Source organism: Rhodococcus sp. IEGM 1318 (genome assembly GCF_033142465.1).
GTDB classification, from domain to species: domain Bacteria; phylum Actinomycetota; class Actinomycetes; order Mycobacteriales; family Mycobacteriaceae; genus Rhodococcus_F; species Rhodococcus_F qingshengii_B.
Genome location: NZ_JAWLSC010000014.1, coordinates 92,104 through 109,272, shown reverse-complemented (window position 1 = coordinate 109,272; position 17,169 = coordinate 92,104). Strand labels below are relative to the sequence as shown.

20 protein-coding genes are annotated in these 17,169 nt (G+C 61.5%); 11 read left to right on the top strand and 9 right to left on the bottom strand.

From position 1 onward, the window contains the following. From nagB to R4P65_RS27470, 5 genes are read right to left on the bottom strand one after another with little or no spacing between them, the layout of a single operon-like run. Positions 1-780 carry a glucosamine-6-phosphate deaminase gene (gene nagB / locus R4P65_RS27490; protein WP_317828865.1) on the bottom strand — a complete coding sequence of 260 codons (780 nt, stop codon included), beginning with the start codon at positions 778-780 and terminating at the stop codon, positions 1-3. After that, positions 768-2,009 carry an N-acetylglucosamine-6-phosphate deacetylase gene (locus tag R4P65_RS27485; RefSeq protein WP_317828864.1) on the bottom strand — a complete coding sequence of 414 codons (1,242 nt, stop codon included), beginning with the start codon at positions 2,007-2,009 and terminating at the stop codon, positions 768-770. Before R4P65_RS27485 ends, nagB begins: the two co-directional genes overlap by 13 nt. Beyond that, on the bottom strand, positions 2,006-3,679 hold the full coding sequence (gene ptsP, locus R4P65_RS27480; protein ID WP_317828863.1) for a phosphoenolpyruvate--protein phosphotransferase: 1,674 nt from the start codon (positions 3,677-3,679) through the stop codon (positions 2,006-2,008). Before ptsP ends, R4P65_RS27485 begins: the two co-directional genes overlap by 4 nt. Then, on the bottom strand, positions 3,679-3,948 hold the full coding sequence (locus R4P65_RS27475) for an HPr family phosphocarrier protein (RefSeq protein ID WP_230817024.1): 270 nt from the start codon (positions 3,946-3,948) through the stop codon (positions 3,679-3,681). The genes ptsP and R4P65_RS27475 overlap by 1 nt, the downstream gene beginning before the upstream one ends. Before the next feature lie 2 nt (positions 3,949-3,950). Then, positions 3,951-5,294, bottom strand: a complete 1,344-nt coding sequence (locus tag R4P65_RS27470; RefSeq protein WP_317828862.1) for a PTS transporter subunit EIIC — start codon at positions 5,292-5,294, stop codon at positions 3,951-3,953. A gap of 328 nt (positions 5,295-5,622) precedes the next feature. On the opposite strand from R4P65_RS27470, the gene R4P65_RS27465 reads away from it, so the two are divergent. Then, positions 5,623-5,853: a glucose PTS transporter subunit EIIB gene (locus R4P65_RS27465; protein ID WP_003941324.1), complete on the top strand. Its 231-nt coding sequence runs from the start codon at positions 5,623-5,625 to the stop codon at positions 5,851-5,853. Beyond that, positions 5,850-6,308 carry a glucose PTS transporter subunit IIA gene (locus tag R4P65_RS27460; protein ID WP_317828861.1) on the top strand — a complete coding sequence of 153 codons (459 nt, stop codon included), beginning with the start codon at positions 5,850-5,852 and terminating at the stop codon, positions 6,306-6,308. Before R4P65_RS27465 ends, R4P65_RS27460 begins: the two co-directional genes overlap by 4 nt. Positions 6,309-6,362: 54 nt before the next feature. Here the strand turns inward: R4P65_RS27460 and R4P65_RS27455 are convergent, their stop codons facing one another. The 3 genes from R4P65_RS27455 to R4P65_RS27445 form a co-directional block, all read right to left on the bottom strand. After that, positions 6,363-7,112, bottom strand: a complete 750-nt coding sequence (locus tag R4P65_RS27455; RefSeq protein ID WP_317828860.1) for a GntR family transcriptional regulator — start codon at positions 7,110-7,112, stop codon at positions 6,363-6,365. Between the two features lie 149 nt (positions 7,113-7,261). After that, complete coding sequence (locus R4P65_RS27450; RefSeq protein ID WP_317828859.1) at positions 7,262-8,035, bottom strand: SWIM zinc finger family protein; 774 nt, start codon at positions 8,033-8,035, stop codon at positions 7,262-7,264. Continuing rightward, complete coding sequence (locus tag R4P65_RS27445; protein WP_317828858.1) at positions 8,032-10,848, bottom strand: DEAD/DEAH box helicase; 2,817 nt, start codon at positions 10,846-10,848, stop codon at positions 8,032-8,034. The genes R4P65_RS27450 and R4P65_RS27445 overlap by 4 nt, the downstream gene beginning before the upstream one ends. Before the next feature lie 981 nt (positions 10,849-11,829). Between R4P65_RS27445 and R4P65_RS27440 the strand changes: the two genes are divergently transcribed. The 3 genes from R4P65_RS27440 to R4P65_RS27430 all read left to right on the top strand — a co-directional run bounded on the left by R4P65_RS27440 (position 11,830) and on the right by R4P65_RS27430 (position 13,299). Continuing rightward, a complete protein-coding gene (locus tag R4P65_RS27440) occupies positions 11,830-12,015 on the top strand; it encodes a hypothetical protein (protein ID WP_317828857.1) in 186 nt (61 codons plus the stop codon). A 184-nt stretch (positions 12,016-12,199) separates the two neighbouring features. Continuing rightward, positions 12,200-12,853, top strand: coding sequence for a hypothetical protein (locus R4P65_RS27435; protein ID WP_317828856.1), 654 nt, complete (start codon positions 12,200-12,202; stop codon positions 12,851-12,853). Beyond that, the gene (locus tag R4P65_RS27430; RefSeq protein ID WP_317828855.1) at positions 12,853-13,299 is read left to right on the top strand and encodes a hypothetical protein; all 447 of its coding nucleotides are present in this window, start codon (positions 12,853-12,855) and stop codon (positions 13,297-13,299) included. The genes R4P65_RS27435 and R4P65_RS27430 overlap by 1 nt, the downstream gene beginning before the upstream one ends. A gap of 71 nt (positions 13,300-13,370) precedes the next feature. Here R4P65_RS27430 and R4P65_RS27425 read toward each other — a convergent pair whose 3' ends face one another. Continuing rightward, positions 13,371-13,517, bottom strand: coding sequence for a hypothetical protein (locus R4P65_RS27425; RefSeq protein ID WP_317828854.1), 147 nt, complete (start codon positions 13,515-13,517; stop codon positions 13,371-13,373). A 241-nt stretch (positions 13,518-13,758) separates the two neighbouring features. On the opposite strand from R4P65_RS27425, the gene R4P65_RS27420 reads away from it, so the two are divergent. The 6 genes from R4P65_RS27420 (at position 13,759) to R4P65_RS27395 (ending at position 17,139) form a co-directional block, all read left to right on the top strand. Next, entirely contained in the window at positions 13,759-14,028 is a 270-nt protein-coding gene (locus tag R4P65_RS27420) for a hypothetical protein (protein ID WP_317828853.1), read from the top strand. After that, the gene (locus tag R4P65_RS27415) at positions 14,025-14,249 is read left to right on the top strand and encodes a hypothetical protein (protein ID WP_143538668.1); all 225 of its coding nucleotides are present in this window, start codon (positions 14,025-14,027) and stop codon (positions 14,247-14,249) included. The genes R4P65_RS27420 and R4P65_RS27415 overlap by 4 nt, the downstream gene beginning before the upstream one ends. After that, the gene (locus tag R4P65_RS27410) at positions 14,219-14,578 is read left to right on the top strand and encodes a hypothetical protein (RefSeq protein ID WP_317828852.1); all 360 of its coding nucleotides are present in this window, start codon (positions 14,219-14,221) and stop codon (positions 14,576-14,578) included. The genes R4P65_RS27415 and R4P65_RS27410 overlap by 31 nt, the downstream gene beginning before the upstream one ends. A 16-nt stretch (positions 14,579-14,594) precedes the next feature. After that, a complete protein-coding gene (locus R4P65_RS27405; protein WP_317828851.1) occupies positions 14,595-14,897 on the top strand; it encodes a hypothetical protein in 303 nt (100 codons plus the stop codon). A 237-nt stretch (positions 14,898-15,134) separates the two neighbouring features. Beyond that, positions 15,135-15,698, top strand: coding sequence for an HK97 family phage prohead protease (locus tag R4P65_RS27400; RefSeq protein ID WP_317828850.1), 564 nt, complete (start codon positions 15,135-15,137; stop codon positions 15,696-15,698). Between the two features lie 25 nt (positions 15,699-15,723). Further along, entirely contained in the window at positions 15,724-17,139 is a 1,416-nt protein-coding gene (locus R4P65_RS27395) for a phage major capsid protein (protein WP_317828849.1), read from the top strand. Positions 17,140-17,169: the final 30 nt, after the last annotated feature.

Here is a 17,169-nt window from a genome sequence, read left to right as displayed (position 1 = left end):
TCAGAAGGACTGCCACGACGGCTTGTGTTCGAGAGCGTACCGGTAGTAATCAGCCAGTTTGAGCGAACCGGCCGCGGCTTCGTCGATCACGACGGTGACATGGCGATGCAATTGCATCACCGAAGCCGGGCAGAACGCAGACAACGGACCTTCGACGGCGGCGGCGATCGCATCGGCCTTGCCTTCGCCGGTCGCGATCATCACCAGATGCCTTGCATCGCTGATGGTTCCGAGCCCCTGAGTGAGCACGTGGTGTGGGACGTCGTCCACACCGTCGAAGAACCGTGCGTTGTCGATCCGGGTCTGCTCGGTCAGCGTCTTCACGCGAGTTCTCGAGGTCAACGACGATCCGGGCTCGTTGAAGCCGATGTGGCCGTCGGTGCCGATGCCGAGCAACTGCACGTCCACTCCCCCGGCCGCCGCGATGCTCTGGTCGTACCGGGCGATCTCCTGCTCCGGGCAAGGCGCTTCACCATTGGGGCTGGACACCATCGCCGGATCCAGGTTGACGTGGTCGACGAACTCCGACCGAATCACCGAGTAGTACGACTGCGGATGGCGTTTCGGCAATCCCAGGTACTCGTCGAGCAGGAAGGCACGGGCAAGCGAGAAGTCGAGTTCGGCGTCGCGATGCCTCGCTGCCAGTTCACGATAGGTGCCGATCGGCGACGACCCCGTTGCAAGCCCGAGCGTCGTCGCCCCAGCTCTGAGGTAGCCGTCGACGATGTCCGCGACGGTCGAGTCGACCTCCGCGGGTGTCGGCTGAATTACGATTTCCATGAATGTTCCTTTCCTGCGGCTTTTCCGCCGAGCAGTACACGCCCCAGGCGCAATTGACGATCGGTGACCAGGATGTCGGCTCGGCAGCCCACGGCCAGCGTTCCGATCAGGTCGCCAACCCCGAGCAGACGCGCTGGGCTCCGAGTTGCCGCTGCGACAGCGTCTTCCAGCGCGACGCCGCCTTCGAAGACAGTGCTGCGCAGCACGTCGAGCAACCTCGCGGTCCCTCCGGCGATCGCGCCGGCCGAGCCGTCGGTCGTCGCGAGCCGTGCGACGCCCGCCTGTACGGTGACGTCGAGCGCACCGAGTTGGTAGTCGCCGTCGTCCATTCCCGCGGCGGCCATCGAGTCACTCACCAAGGCGATCTGGTCCGGGCCGACAGCATCGAACACCATCGACACGGTCTCGGGTGCAAGATGCACTCCGTCTGCGATCAGTTCCACCACCATCTCGCCTCGCGCCGCCGCCGCCAGGCACGACGCTACGGGGCCCGGCGATCGATGGTGCAGCGGCGGCATGCCGTTGAAGAGGTGCGTTGCGCTGATCTCACCGCCCCACTCCCCGTGCACTGCAGCATCGATGCGCGCCGACGTCGTTGCCGCGTCGGCATCGGTGTGACCGAAACTCGGCACGATGTTGCGATGACGCATGATCGCGAGCAACTCTTCGAAATTCTCGGTCTCCGGTGCCAGAGTCATGGACCGTACGGTCCCCCGCGCGGCGTCGCACACGGCTTCGAGCAGAACCGGATCACCGGGAATGATCGCCGCCGGATCCTGTGCACCGCAGCGGACGCCGTTGATGAACGGCCCCTCGAGGTGGATACCCAGGAGTTCACCGCGTTCGACCAGATCGGCGAGCATCGCTGCTTGCCGCACCAGATCTGCGCGCGGCGCGGAGACCAGGCTGGCCAACATTCCGGTCGTGCCGTGCTCACAATGATGCGCTGCCGCGCGGCTCGCTCCATCCGCGTCGGTGTTCGGAAAACCAGCACCCGCTGCGCCGTGACTGTGGACATCGATCAGTCCAGGCATGATCAACGAGTCGGAACGTTCCGGAATGGCAAAGACGGGCGCCGACGCGACATAGTCCGCTGCGGAGCCGACCCAGCTGATCTTCTCACCGTCCACGACGACAACACCGTCGTGAATCTTGCCGATCGGTGACCCGATCACCGTTCCCCGCAGAACAATCGGATTGATTACCGTGGCCGAGCCTGGCGTGCTCATGCGGACTCGCGAATCCGCGCGACGGCCGCTCTACCCTCGTTCGGGTTTCGCGCGCCCCGCGCCGCCGCTGCCATGTCCTTGCACACCGCCAGATCGAGTGACGCCAACTGAGCGCGCACGGCGCCCAACGCCGGGACCGACATCGACAGGCTCGTGACGCCCAAACCCACCAGAACCGGAGCCAACAGCGGATCCGACGCGGATTCACCGCACACGCCAACCGGTTTCCCGGCGTCGACGCCCGCCCGACCGACCATCGCGATCAGATCGAGGATCGCCGGCTGCCACGGATCGAGCAGTTGCGCCAGGCCTCCGGCCATACGATCCACGGCGCAGGTGTACTGGCTCAGATCATTGGTACCGATACTGACGAAATCGAGATGTCTCAGGAGGTCCCGCGCCCGCAACGCGGCAGCTGGAATCTCGATCATTGCTCCCACTTTGCCGATGCCCCGCGAACGCGCAAGTTCTGCAAAGCTTTTCGCCTCGTCGGCCGTGGCTACCATCGGCGCCATGACCCACAGATCGGCGCCCGTCGCATTGCCTGCCGCCGCGAGAGCGTCGAGCTGACTGATGAGTGTGTCGGGATAGACGGCGCCGACACGGAGTCCGCGGATACCAAGGGCTGGATTCTCTTCGACCCCGAGATCGAGAAACGGCAACGGCTTGTCCGAACCCGAATCGAGAGTGCGGACCACGACCTTCTGTCCGGCGAAGTGCCCCAGCACCGACGCGTACATCTGCGCTTGCTCCTCCACCGAAGGAGCGTCGTGACGCCCGAGATACGAGAATTCGGTACGGAACAGTCCGACGCCCTCACAATCCGCCGCCCCGGCCCGCGCGGCGTCCTCGAGGGTTCCGATGTTGGCCGACAACCTCACCGCGAACCCGTCACGCGTGCGTCCTGGACCATGCGCCGAAGCCGATTGCTCAGCCACGAACGATGCTTCACGGACAGCGCGCTCGCGCATTTCTTCCGAGGGATCGATGGTGACCGTCCCGGTGGTGCCGTCGAGGATGAGGAGTTTGCCCTCCATCAGCAGGTCGGTTCCCGAGCAGTTGACCACGGCCGGGATTCCGAGCGACTTCGCCAAGATAGCCGTATGGCTGGTCGGGCCTCCTTCCGAAGTCAACAGTCCGACCGCGTCGCTGTCACCCAGCGTCGCCGTATCCGCCGGCGCCAAGTCGCGCGCCACAAGGATGTACGGGTGACCCGGAGTGGGGATTCCGGGCATCGGCTCACCGCGGAGCACGGCAACCGCACGCTGTCCGAGATCACGCAGATCGGTTGCCCGTTCGGCCATGTAACCGCCGAGCGCTGTGAGCTTTTCGCAGAATGCGTCGAAGGCAACTGCGACGGCGTGTGCGGTCGGCAGCCCCGATTCCAGGTTCGCCTTGGCCGCCTTCACGATGCCCGCATCGCGCGCCATCGCAGCCGACGTCGTCAGAATCTCCGCCGAGACGCCCTCGACTGTCTTTGCACGCGAGAGCAGTTCCTCCGCGACGGAGTCCAGTGCCTCACGGATCCTGATCAGCTCCGCCTCGGGACTGCCCGTGATCGGGTCCGACGCCGAAGTCGGCTCAGGCGTGGAGAATCGCAACCACGGCGCACAGACCGAACCCGCGCTCACTCCGATACCCGCGATGCGGTAGTCCACACTCGCCGTCATCAGGCTTCGTCCAGTTCGGATGCGAGAAGCTCTGCGAGCGAACCGACTGCAGCATCGGCGCCGTCACCGTTAGCGCGCAAGGTCACCGAATCCCCGAATGCGGCACCGAGAGTCATGACAGACAACATGCTGGAGGCATCGACAGGTTCGCCGTCGCCGAGCGAGATGGTGACATCTACCGGCAGGTCGGCAGCGGCGCGCGCGAAGAGCGCTGCGGGTCGTGCGTGGAGTCCGACTCGGGATCCGATTGTCGTGGTTGCGATCGCCATGTTCAGCGTCCTTCCAGTTCCTTGTCGAGCTTGTTTTCCAGTTCGGCGACGAGCGGGGCGTCGGTGCGGCTGTCACCTTCGGCAGCAAGTGCCAGTTCGGCCTCGAGCAGCGCGGGGTCGGGCTCACCTGCTGCCACCTCGACCTCTTCTTCTCGTCCTGGCGTGCGCAGATTCCACTTCTTGATGACGAAGCTGAAAAGGAAGTAGTAGATCACGGCGTAGCCGAGTCCGATCGGGATCAACATCCATGCGTTGGTTGCCTTGCCGAAGTTCAACACATAGTCGAAGAAGCCTGCAGAGAACGTGAATCCGTCGTGAATCCCCAGCGCATTGACCAAGGCCATCGACGTTCCGGTCAGGAGCGAGTGGATGACGTACAGGGGCCACGCGACGAACATGAAGGAGAATTCGAGCGGCTCGGTGATACCGGTGAGGAAGGCGGTCAGGCCGGTGGAGAGCATGATGCCGCCGACGAGCTTCTTCTGAGAAGGCTTGGCGTTGCGCCAGATCGCGAAGGCCGCAGCGGGGAGGGCGAACATCATGATCGGGAAGAAGCCGGTCATGAACGTACCGGCGGAGGGGTCACCGGCGAAGAACCGGTTGAGGTCGCCGCGAACGATCTGCCCGCTCCCGTCCTGGTAGTCGCCGATCAAGAACCACACGGCAGAGTTCAAGATGTGGTGCAGGCCGGTGGGGATCAGGAGGCGGTTCGCTGCACCGTAAATGCCGCCGCCCACAACGGTATTGGAAGCAACTGCTTCACCGACCCAGTTGAGGCCGGAGTTGAACAACGGGTACACGAATGCCATCAGGACGCCGACGACGAGACCGGTGATCGCTGTCAGAATGGGAACGAGCCTGCGCCCGTTGAAGAATCCGAGATAATCGGGAAGTTTCGTTCGATAGAACCGCTGCCACAAGATCGCCGACAGCAAGCCCATCACGATGCCGGCGAGCACACCGTAGTTGATCAGGGATTGATCCCCGTTCGGGTCGGTTTTCCCTTCGAGGACGATCGGCGACATCGCCTTGAACACACCGTCGATCACCATGTAGCCGACGACGGCTGCCAAGGCGGTCGAGCCGTCGGCCTTTTTGGCCCAGCCGATCGCGATACCGACGGCGAAGATCAGCGGCAGCCACGTGAAGACTGCTTGCCCTGCCGCAGAGATCACTGCCGCGGCACTGTGCATGGAACTGAATCGTCCGAGCAGGTCGTCCTGGCCGAGGCGGAGCAAGATTCCCGCAGCCGGCAGAACGGCGATCGGAAGCATCAAGCTTCGACCGAGGCGTTGAACCCCGGCGAACACTTTCGATTCCTTCTTCGGGGTGTCTTCGACAGTCATCAAGGACCTTCTTCGTTCGCCGGGCCGCGTCGCGATCGGCCGCTGGTTCTGGAAATTCGGGTGTCGTGCATGTGCAGGTTTCGTGAAAATGCAGGTCACGGTTCATGCTCGGAAGGTGAGGGCAAAACCGTTTTGTCGAAACTGTTGTGGAGCCGGACTTCCAACGGGTACTGTCCGGTCATAACCAGTTGTAGTTTTACCTGGTGGAGGCGAGTTGTCAACACCCGAATGTGACATACGTAACCGGGATAGCCTTGACCAGCAACTAGTCAGCCCACCTGTACGGCCGTTCAACGATCACGACCAACCCGACAATCAGGAGCAGCAAATGTCGAAAGCGGAAGCAATCATCAAGGGCCTCGGCGGCGCAGAGAACATCGTCGAGATCGAGGCTTGCATCACCCGTCTGCGTACCGAGGTCAAGGACGGAGCGAAGGTGAACGAGTCCGCTCTCAAGGCTGCCGGCGCACACGGCGTACTCAAGGCCGGGACAGTTGTGCAGGTCATCGTCGGGCCCGAGGCCGACACCCTTGCCGAGGACATCGAGGACATCCTGTGACGGTCGTCCTCGCCCCGCTCCCCGGTCGGGTCGTCGCACTCGCTGACGTACCGGACCCGGTGTTCGCTCAGCAGATGGTCGGCTCGGGCGTCGCGATCGAACCCGCCCGCGGTCAGGGCCCGCTCACGGTCGTGGCGCCGATCAGCGGAAAGATCCTCAAACTACACCCCCACGCATTTGTAATCTTCGGCGAGAAGGCCACGGGCGTGCTGGTCCATATCGGCATCGACACGGTCAAACTCGAAGGCGACGGATTCACCCTCATCGCCGCCGAGGGTGACACCGTCGATGCGGGTGATCCCATTGTCAGCTTCGATCCAGCGCACATCGACACGACCGGCTACTCGGCGATCTGCCCGGTAGTGGTGATGGATTCCAAACCGGACACCGTCGAATCCCCTTCCGTCGGTGGTGACGTCTCCACAGGCGACACTCTGTTCGACTGGTCGGCGTAACGCAAAGGGCGGGCACACCGGAAGGTGTGCCCGCCCTTTCGCTTCGAACGATTGCTACTGGTCGCCCCGTGTCTTTGGCCGCGCTTGACCCTGGACTTCCATTTGCAACTGGTAGCGGTCGGATCGGTACCAACTGCGAGTGTGCTCGACCGGCGCAACCTCGCTGAACGACACTCGATCGAAGTACAGAACCGGAGCGCCTTTACGAGTGCCGAGGAGAGTCGCGATCTCCGTACTCGCACCGTCAGCACTGACCGTCTGTTCTGCCCGATCGATCGGCCTGTCGTATTTGTCGGCGGTTGCCCGGTAGATCGAACCCGTCAAGTCCATGTCGAGTAAACCCGGCAAGAGTTCGGGATTAAACCAGCCGTCGTCCACGCTCACCGGCTCGCCGTCGGCAAGGCGCAAGCGCTTGACGTGATAACCGTCGGAACCCGGTCGCATATTCAGTGCGGCAGCAGTGTTTTCGGGGACCGGCCCCTGCTCACTGACCAGGACCACTGTCGTGGGATGGTGCCCCTGGGCGCGCATTTCCTCGGTAAAAGACGCAAGGTGCAGCTTGGACTGGACGGCACGGTGCGCCACGAAGGTGCCCTTGCCACGCACACGCACGAGATGTCCGTCATTGACCAGTTGCCCGATTGCCTCACGAACGGTGATCCGACTGACACCGTAGTCCTGCATCAGGTTTCGCTCGCTGGTCATCAAGTCGCCAGGCTGGAGTTCTTGGGTGCACTTACGCAAGAGAATGGTGCGCAACTGCTCATGTTTGGGTATTGCGCTGTCGCGCAAATGAACGGGCATCACAGCGACTGTCCCTCCGAGAAATGAATAGTCGTCTATTCGCCGACGATAACGATGTGAAATCGCAGGCAGGTCCCGACCGGACCGGTCCAATTGACGATACTGGAATTCATGACAGGAAACTAGCACCAGTCCGGAGTTGTCCGTTTTCAACCGTTCATCCGACGGTAGATGGACCGTATTTCCTCCAAGGCGACGTTCTGCTGAGCCATGTCCAATCCCAGCGCCGCGACCGCCTCGCGCAGCCGTCGAACATCCAGATCGTCGATCGCCGCACGAAAAGGCACCCTCGGTAGCGTCGGCAGTGCGGCCGCGATTCCGAACCAATTCTCGACGTCGACCGGAACCGTCGACTCGTCCTCCACTCCCCCGATCAACCGTTCCAGGTCGACCCCCCGAAGTCTCAGCAACCTCAGCGGATCGGTGTCGATCCGCTCGGCGGTCAAGAACGCAACGGCCGCAGCGTGTTTGCATGGCCAACCGACATCAGGGCAGGTGCAGTCGAAGCGAAAAGCCGACGGGCCGTCCGGTATCAGTTGAGCGGCAAGCATGTCCGGGACAACGCCGGACACCAGTGCGGCAAGGCTTCCCGGCACTCGGCGGATCTTGGTGATGATGTCGTCGATATCCGATTGATCAAGGGTGTCGATCGACAGCGTGGAAACGAACGGTTGAAGTTGGCTGCCCTGAACCTCGGCCGTCACCACTCCTGGTTCGATGTCGAGCGCCAAGACCTGACCCGAACGCGCATACGTACGCCCACGCGTGACACGAGGTTTGTCGCCGATCTCTTCGACGACGCGGACAAAAGCCTTGCCCCAGAACGTCCTCCCGAACGCTGGACGGGGCTTGACCGGCGCGGGTGCTCGCCGTCGAGGCCCGGTGTACTCGCTGAAATCGGGGCCCTTACCGCGCGGACTCATTCGCCCACCGCGTCGTCGCCGAGTCGCAACAACTCGTCCAATTGCTCGACGCTCATCTCCGTCACCCAGTTCTCACCGGTCCCGACTGCAAGTTCGGCGAGTTCACTTTTACTCGCGATCATCGTGTCGATTCGCTCTTCCAAGGTTCCGACGCACACCATCTTGCGCACTTGCACGTTCTTTCTCTGACCGATGCGGAAGACACGGTCCGTCGCCTGGTTCTCCACCGCGGGGTTCCACCATCTGTCGAGGTGAACCACATGGTTGGCTGCTGTGAGATTCAGGCCGGTGCCGCCGGCCTTGAGCGAGAGCACCATGATGGGCGGTCCGCCTGCGCCTTGGAATGCCTCGACCATCGCGTCGCGTCCAGCCTTGGACACTCCGCCATGGAGAAACGGAACCTCGGTGGTGAACCGGTCGGCCAGGTACGGCACCACTAATTCCCCGAACTCACGAAACTGTGTGAACAACAGAACCTTCTCGTTGTCGGCCGTGACCGACTCGACGATATCTTCGACCAGGCCAAGTTTTCCCGAACGGTGTTGCCCGCGGCGCATCACCGGCGAACCGTCGCGCAGGAAGTGCGCCGGATGATTGCACACCTGTTTGAGTTTGGTCAGCGCAGACAGGACGGCGCCTTTGCGCTTCATCCCTTCCGTTCCCTTGATCTGCGCCATCATCTCGTCCACCACGGCGCGGTACAACGCCGCCTGTTCCTCACTGAGATTCGCTCGAACCGTCATCTCCAACTTCTCCGGGAGATCCGCGATCACGGAGGGATCGGTCTTGACCCGTCGCAGCACAAAGGGGGACGTGACGGCTCGCAGTCTCGAGACGGCAAGTTGATCTTTTTCCCGCTCGATCGGTACGACAAACCGTTTGCGGAACATCTGCTCCGAGCCGAGTACCCCGCGATTGGCAAAATCGAGGATGGACCGCAACTCGTCCAGCCGGTTCTCCACCGGCGTTCCGGTCAGAGCAACGCGGTGGTCCGCAGGAATGCTGCGAGCAGCGCGGGCCTGAGATGTCTTGGCGTTCTTGATGTGTTGAGCTTCGTCAAGCACCACGCGCCGCCAGTCGAGATCCTTGAGCGCTGCGACGTCGCGGGTCATGAGCGCGTAGGTGGTGATCACCAGATCACTCTCACGAACTGCCTGTTCCAACTCCGCCCCGGTAGCGCGATCCGCACCGTGATGAACGTAGATGCGCAGGCTCGGCACAAATCGCGCCGCTTCACGCTGCCAGTTTCCCACGACCGACATCGGGCACACCAAAAGTGTTGCTGTCTTGGACTTCTCGTGCGCAAGTAACGCCAACAGCTGCAGCGTCTTACCCAGACCCATGTCGTCGGCCAGAACCGCGCCGAGCCCGAGAGCACTCATGTACGCCAACCAGTCGAGACCGCGTCGTTGATACGGACGCAAAGTCGCGTTAACCGTCGACGGTACCGCGACCTGCCGCGGAGCCACCGACTGGTCGAGCAGTGCCGAGGCCCATCCGGTTGCTTTCACTTCCTCGACCGGCAGGTCTTTGAGGTCGTCGGCGATCAAATCCTTGATCAGATCGACAATCGCTCGGTCCCCGCTCGAATGTCGCTGATTGACAAAACGAGCCGCACGGGCCAGGACGTCTTTGTCCGCCTGAACCCACTCGCCTCGCAACTGGACGAGATCGGACTTCGCATCGACGAGTCGGGTCATTTCCTCGGCGGTGAGAACCTTGTCTCCGAGTGCCAATTCCCAATCGTATTCCAACAATTGATCCATACCGACCGTGCGATTCTCCGCCACGATCGGAGATGCCGCCGAGGTCACCCGCACACGCAGTGAGGGAGATACCACGTTCCACGCACGCGGGAGCAGCAGCGTGATCCCTCGCTCCCGCAAGACAATCGCGCCGTGTCCGACCAGGTCCATCACGACCGGAGTCGGCAGCAACAGGTCGAGACTGTCCTCGTCGCGCGGCACGTCGCGAAAACGCGGGTAAGCCTTGATCGCCTCTTCGAGCTTGCGGCTGCCGAGCTGGATACGTTTGGGATCGGCCCGGTGCAGTCGAACACGCTCGGGCGCTTCACCTTCCGGACGCAAACACACTTGCAGACGCCACAGTGCATCGTCGTCCGGATCGGAATTGTCGTCGAGTTCAGGCTCGATCAGCCGCAGAACCAGGTCCGGCTCTCCGGCTGTGAACGTCGACCCCCATTCGGCGAGTCCCTCGGCCGCTCGTACCGACACGTCGTCGAAAGCATCCCCGGACAACACGGCCTGCCACAGCGGGGTCTGCACCACCGGATGCGAGTCACCGAGAACACGACGGACGATCGGGTCCGTGAGTTCGTTCGTGATGTCTTCGATCGTCGCCCGCGGCGAGCCGACCGCCCGCTGCACCGGCGGCATCGCCACTACCAGTTCGCCGATCCAGGCGCGCTGGCGTTCCCCCACCGACAACTGCCACCGCGGCCACCAACTCCCCTCGGCGCGCGTCAGCGCCGGGACCACCCGCCCGGCACGTACCCACCGGTCGATCCCTCGCGCCACGTGCACGAGAAAGCGCAGGTCGCCGGCGATTCGCTGGTCGTCGGCCTTGAACCGCAGCAGGAGATCGACTGCGTCTGGCGGTGCCAACGCAACAGCTGCGTACTCACTCTGCAAAGGCCCGCCAGGCACGGGCGGCATAGCGACATTCACACGATGACGGAATTTGCGATGCAGGACGGCACTGACCGGATCACGGGGATCGTCGGTCCCGGCACCGTCGTGACCGTCGACCCACAGTTTGAGCCCCGATCCCGGCGACCAGAGTCCATGCAGCATCCGACCATCCAATCAGGTGCCACCGACACCACTGCTCCTCCCCACCCTTCCGGGCAATAGGCTGGCAGGCATGACGACCGCATACGGTTTCTACCGTTGCGCTAAGTCTCCCATATCGAGGGAATAGGCAGGTCAATCGCCCTGTTGATTCCGTCACGAACCCAACAGACCCCGGAGGCCCGAGCCATGAGCAGTGACGAGCGAAAGAGCTGCCCTCAGTGCAGAGAGCCGATTCCGAAGGGTAAGCGTGCCTACGAGGATTCACTGCGAACGAGACCGGGTATCACGACGTAATGAGTCCACAAGAAGTCCGAAATCTGCCCTACGACGCTCCGCGTGAGAGGCAGATCGTTCGCTCAAGCGGCGAAATAGTGATGGTTCAGGTGACAGGCCAATTCGTCAAACTGGAAACTGGTCGAGGGAACTCCCACATCGTCGGATTCACATTGTTACACGACGGGAGGGAGACGACACTGAGTCAGCTACAGCTGGATTGGGGCGATGATCGAATCGAACTGGAGAACTGGCCCGAGTTAGAACTCTGACGCGATACACCCAAAACCTCTGCACCCCTGTTGGCTTCGGCTGATGGGGGTGCATCTTTTGTGCGCATATTGAGATGCCGAGGTCGCCCAGGGCACGAAGAAGCCCCCGATGCTGAAAGACACCGAGGGCAATTCCGTGTGGAGGTGACAAGCCTGCCAAGGATGATCAACCCACTATTCTGCGCCCGCATTCGACGTAACGCACTCCCGAGTATATCCGAAATCCGTTGTCGCACTTATGGCACACGGTGCAGGAATGCGGCCCCTTGCATTCTCGGCTTGCCTGTGGCTTACTGCGCCGCCGTCAATTTTAGAAGCCCTAATCCGTTGCCCTGCAAGGCATTCACGACTCCGCGTTAAACGCACCGTGACGGTCTCGTGGTGTAGAACTGTGTTCATAGCCCACGAGGGGCGGCGATCCACAAGGGAGGCACCAATGCCGAAACAAACCAAGACGCATTGCGTCAACGGACACGAACTCACCGACGACAACGTCCTGTGGCGACGACGGGGCGGCATCCCACTTTACAAGCGCTGCAAGGTATGTCAGTACGCGGCCAACGAGCGATCCATACAGCGCAAGGTTGCCGCGTACAAGGCAGAGCACGGAATCGAATCGTGAGAAGCATCGGCCAGTACGGAGGGACTCACTACCCCAACGGATTCGAGTACCCGACCGACGAGCCAGCGAAGGACATTCCGCATTGCGCCGATGCTCAGGGTTGTCACTACAAGATCCATGCAAGCGGACTCTGCCGGAAACATTGGCTCGCCCACAGGAAAGCACGAAAGGAGGAAGAGGAAACATGACATGGACACGCATACCTGACGATTGGATCGAGCGGGTTGACGATGTGGATCTGTCGAGGGACGCCGAGCTACTGCATATCCGCGCGCTACTCGAATGCAACCGCGCGGGCAACGACGGACTACTCAAAGCGCGGGCGCTGGCTCGCATCCTCTCAGGGTTCGAGAACGGCCCCGAGCTGGTGGCCGAGCTAGTCGAGAAGTGGGGGTGGGAACCGAAGGAGGTAGGCGCGCACCAGGTTCCGTGGGACGAGCAGGAGGCAGCCGAAGCCGTACAGAAACGCCGCGCGAATGGCCGCGAACGGAACCGCCGATACCGGAACCGGGGAATCGAGATGGCCGCCGAACGACTCGCGTCACAAGATGCGTCACCTAACGCGTCACAAGACACGAAGAATGGAAAGGGCCAGTTCACAGCACATCCCACAGGGAAGGCCAAAAAGCGTGACGCATCTTGTGACGCGTTAGGTGACGTGACCACTACCCTTCCCGTCCCGTCCCGTCCCAAAGACGGGTTAAGGGACAAGGGAAGCCAGAACCTGGACTCGCCCGCGCCTGGCGGCGCAGCTCGCCCAGAACCTGGCCCGAGCGAAGCGGGTGCTCTTCCTGTGGACGACGAGCCGCTGAGCAAACCGTGGGAGGCGATCATCTGATGTTGAACCTCAAAGTTGCCGCGACCGAGCCGAGGTTCGAGGACGAGACGGTATTGCGCTACGACTTGCAACCACCGCTGAGGTTGTTCACGATCACCCGCACCGTGTGGACCTCGCAACCGCCCGTTGAGTACGACGCCCGCGACTGGTTGCACCCCGACCGGATCGAAGCCCGGATCTTCGCGAGGATGGCCGATTTGCTTCGCACGAGACTGCCGAGCGCAATCGGCGGGTACAACGTGCGGTCGGTTCCCGGTTCGGGAGGTAACGCGCTCACTGTGGGACTCCAGATCTGGCTACCGATCCACCTGGTTGGTTGGCACTACGTACCGACCGAGGAAGCCATGCGGAAGATCACCGAAGCCAAGACCCGAGCTGTGGACGAGCAGCTGAACGCGATTCGGGAGTGGCTGGTTTATCGCGAGGGGGCCGAGAATGCGCACTAGGTCACCGAAGTAAGGGCAGACAGAAAAACAGCCCCCAGAATTGATCTGAGAGCCGTTTCCTGCCAAACTGCCTAGAGCGTGCACATTACGTCGCCCTCGACTTCGCCGGTCTCAGGGTTCACGTACTCGCCCGGTTCGTACCAAGTAACCCCGTCGATCTTGTAGTCGGGGACGAACCAGGTAGTGGTTTCGGGACGAGTTTCGAGTGCAGCAGTCATGGCTGATTCCCTTCGAAGATTGCCAGACGCGGGTAATCCGGCAGCACTAATAACTATACCGGTTAGCGACCGATCGACCAAGTGCGATTCCACAGGGCAGCGGCTTCGCCGCCAACTGCAGCTCACTTCGCTCACCCAAGATAAACGGTTGCATCCCTTGGGATCTCACCGACAACTGAACAGCGCTTGTCCTCCCTGTGGCCGAAATCGGTTGCAGGTCAGCGAATGAAGGAGAAGGCGAATGATCACCAATAACGGCAAGCGCCACTGCAACGATTGCGGCAAGAGGATCGAAACACTGCACGGCATACTACTTTTGGCGCCTAAAGACAGTGAGCACTACTGCCTCAAGTGCTACCGAAAACACTTCGCTCCGATCGAACTCGAATACCTCGACACACGCATGACCGAAGTCTTTCGAGCCAAGATCCTGGGTATCCCTACGCCTCAGGATGTGAAGAACGGTGGCCCGCTGGTCGAGTCGGTGCCGACAATCGCAGACCGATCGTGACCAGATCCCCTGTGGCCGAGGCGCTCCGCGTGATCGTGGCACTGAAGGCCGCGCCGGGAGCCTTAACAGCGTCCGAACTGGCATCCCGGACCCAATTACCCTTGCCGATCGTTCTCGACGCTCTGGCGGCAAGCGAGGCAGCGGAACTGGTTGCCCGAGTGCCGGACAGCCGCCGAGGGTTTGCGAGTCGGTGGCGCACTACGGAATCGGTCTGGCTGTGACGGCGACCTGGAATGACCCGAGGTACGGCGACATAACCAAGCTGGACGTGACCGCCGAGACCAGACGACGCCGATCGAAGAAACTCGACAAGGCAGCAGACCGTCGCCGCAAGCTCGAATTCGCGATCGTGGAAACACTACGGCGACACCCGAACCTGACACGCGGAGAGATTCACAAGCAATTGGCTACGGATCGAGTACGCGCAAGCCTAGCGGGAGTTGTTGCAGCCGTAGAGAGACTGAGCGTGCAGCTACGCATCACCTACGAAGTGCAAGGCACTCCAGCGGTACAGGTCTACCGATTGAACGAAAACTACTACTTCCAGTGAAAGGGAAGGCAAGACAATGAGCGATCTGGAAACTGACCACAATTACACCGACAGTGGGGCCGATCTCTTCGGCTGGAAGATACGAAAGTTGTTGACTCATGCACTCGACCGGCTACCGGAAGAGGATCGTGCAGTCATCGCGGCAAAACCGGGAATGCGCGCCTACCCGCAAGGCGAATCGGTGGAGTTTCGCGCCGACGCGATGCCCGATCGAATCATCGCCGTTGCGAGTGCTGTCTGGCTGTACGACGACACCGATTGCAGCTTCGAGGCGGAGTGGGTGCCGACCGACGACATAACGCCCGACATGTTCGATTGACCGATTACCTGTGGCCCCCAACGCAGCCCGCACTGCCGAGGGGGCCACTTCTCTCGCGCAATTCCAAATCCTTAGCTATGCTAAAGAGGCTAGGTCGAGCGGCCCCTGAGCCGAAACCGCCAGCACGAGCAGATCGAACGCCGGAATCCATTGCGGATCACCACGTAAAACGTCCTGCAGAGGTTCTGGAGTGGCCTGGTTCCCTCCCTCTGTTAAGCGACGAAAGACACTGCCATCATGAGAAATACATACACTCGCGCACTTTCCAGCGATCTCGAAATCCGCAGTACCGGCGACGGTCGCACGGTGCACGGGATCGTGGTTCCCTACGATTCTCCGACCATTATCCGTGACGTTGACGGAGAGTATGAAGAGACATTCAAGCGCGGGGCCTTCGCCAGATCCATTGCCGAGCGCGGCGACCGGATCAAATTCCTTTCCCAGCATCAACGCGCCAACAACCCTCTGGGCCGCGCGGTATTGCTCAGGGAAGACGAAAATGGTCTGTACGGCGAATTCCGAGTCAGCGCCACTCAGGCTGGAGACGAAGCCTTGGAGCTGATCAAAGATGGCGCGTTGGATTCGTTCTCAATAGGCTTCCAGGCGATCCGCGAACAATGGACCCGGAACCGCTCGGAGCGCACACATTACGAGTCGAAACTCCTGGAAGTATCCGTGGTGTCGTTCCCTGCGTACGAACAGGCGCACATCGCGGGCGTACGGGCAGCTCAGCTCTCACAGCTCGACTCAGCACAACTAGCGGCCCGACTAGGGCTACTCAAAGCAACGTACGGGCTGTAAAGCCCTCTCTCTCAAAGGAACAGTTATGAACGTCGACTTCAAAGACAAGAAATTCGACCATCTTCGCGGACTCAGCAATGAAGCCCGCGCAGCGAAGCTCACCGAGCTGAAGGAATTCATCGAGCCGTACACCACGCGCTCCGAGGGCATCAACGCCGAGGAATCCGAGCGACTCGCCACTGCCCTAGACGAACTGGAGTTTCTGGGCCATCTGAAGGAACAGCGCGAACGCCTGTTGAACCTCCACGATTCGGGCAGCCGCGAGAAAGGCACAACCTTCGAGACCACCAAGGTACGCAAGGACACCGATCCCACGAGGGACGCCGCACTGACGAATATCGAGCGCTCTCATAAGGCCGGACGACTCACCGACGCCGCTGCAACGCTTTCCGAGGCACTGGTAGGCACCGATTCCACTGTGGCCCGATTGGCAGCTGTGACCGGCAGCGAGGCATACCGCAGTGCGTTCGCAAAGCTGGTAGTCAACCCCGAGCGTGGTCACTTGCTCTGGGATGGGGCCGAGTCTCAGGCTTACCGTGACGCCGACCAGGTTCGCGGACTCATCGAGGGTGCAGCAGGTACCGGAAAGCACTTGGTGCCCTTCGATCTGGACCCCAGCATCATCCTCACCAACGCGGGCAGCGTCTCTCCGCTCCGCGCAATTTCGCGGGTAGTGCAGACGACTTCCAACGCGTGGAATGGTGTTTCGAGTGCTGGTGTCAGCTCCGAGTGGTTAGCCGAAGCAGCCGAGGCCGCCGACGCAACGCCGACGCTGGCACCCGAGCCGATCCCGGTTCACAAGGCCGCATCGTGGGTGCCGTTCTCTATCGAACTGGAAGAGGATGGTTTGCAGTTGCTCAGCCAGTTGCAGGCATTGCTCGCTGATTCGGCGTTGCAGCTCGAAAACGCGGCCTTTGCAACGGGATCGGGTACCGGGCAGCCCACAGGTCTCATCACTGCCCTTGTGGCCGCTGGTGGATCTGTGATCGTTCCAGCAGCTGGTGAAGCACTCACGAGCGCAGACATCTACACCTTGCAGGGCGCTCTGGGATCTCGCTGGCAGCCCAGCGCATCGTTCGCGGGCAACCTGGCGATCCTGAACACCATTCGGCAGTTCGAAACCACCAACGGCGCGCTGAAGTTCCCAGGGGCGCAGGCAGTACCGGCGAACCTGTTGAGTCGCCCTCTGTACGAAATTTCGGGTATGGACGGCACGATCAATGCAGCAGTGACGGCAGCCAATTACGCGCTGGTCTACGGCGACTTCTCGAACTTCGTGATCGTGGATCGCATCGGCACGACCGTCGAACTGGTACCGCACCTCTTCGGGGCCAATCGTCGCCCGACCGGTGAACGCGGACTTTGGATGCACCGCCGTGTTGGTTCCGATGTGTTGAACGCCAACGCATTCCGGCTCTTGAATGTGGCGACCACGGCCTGATGAAAGCTACCGGGTCGGTCATCTGGACTT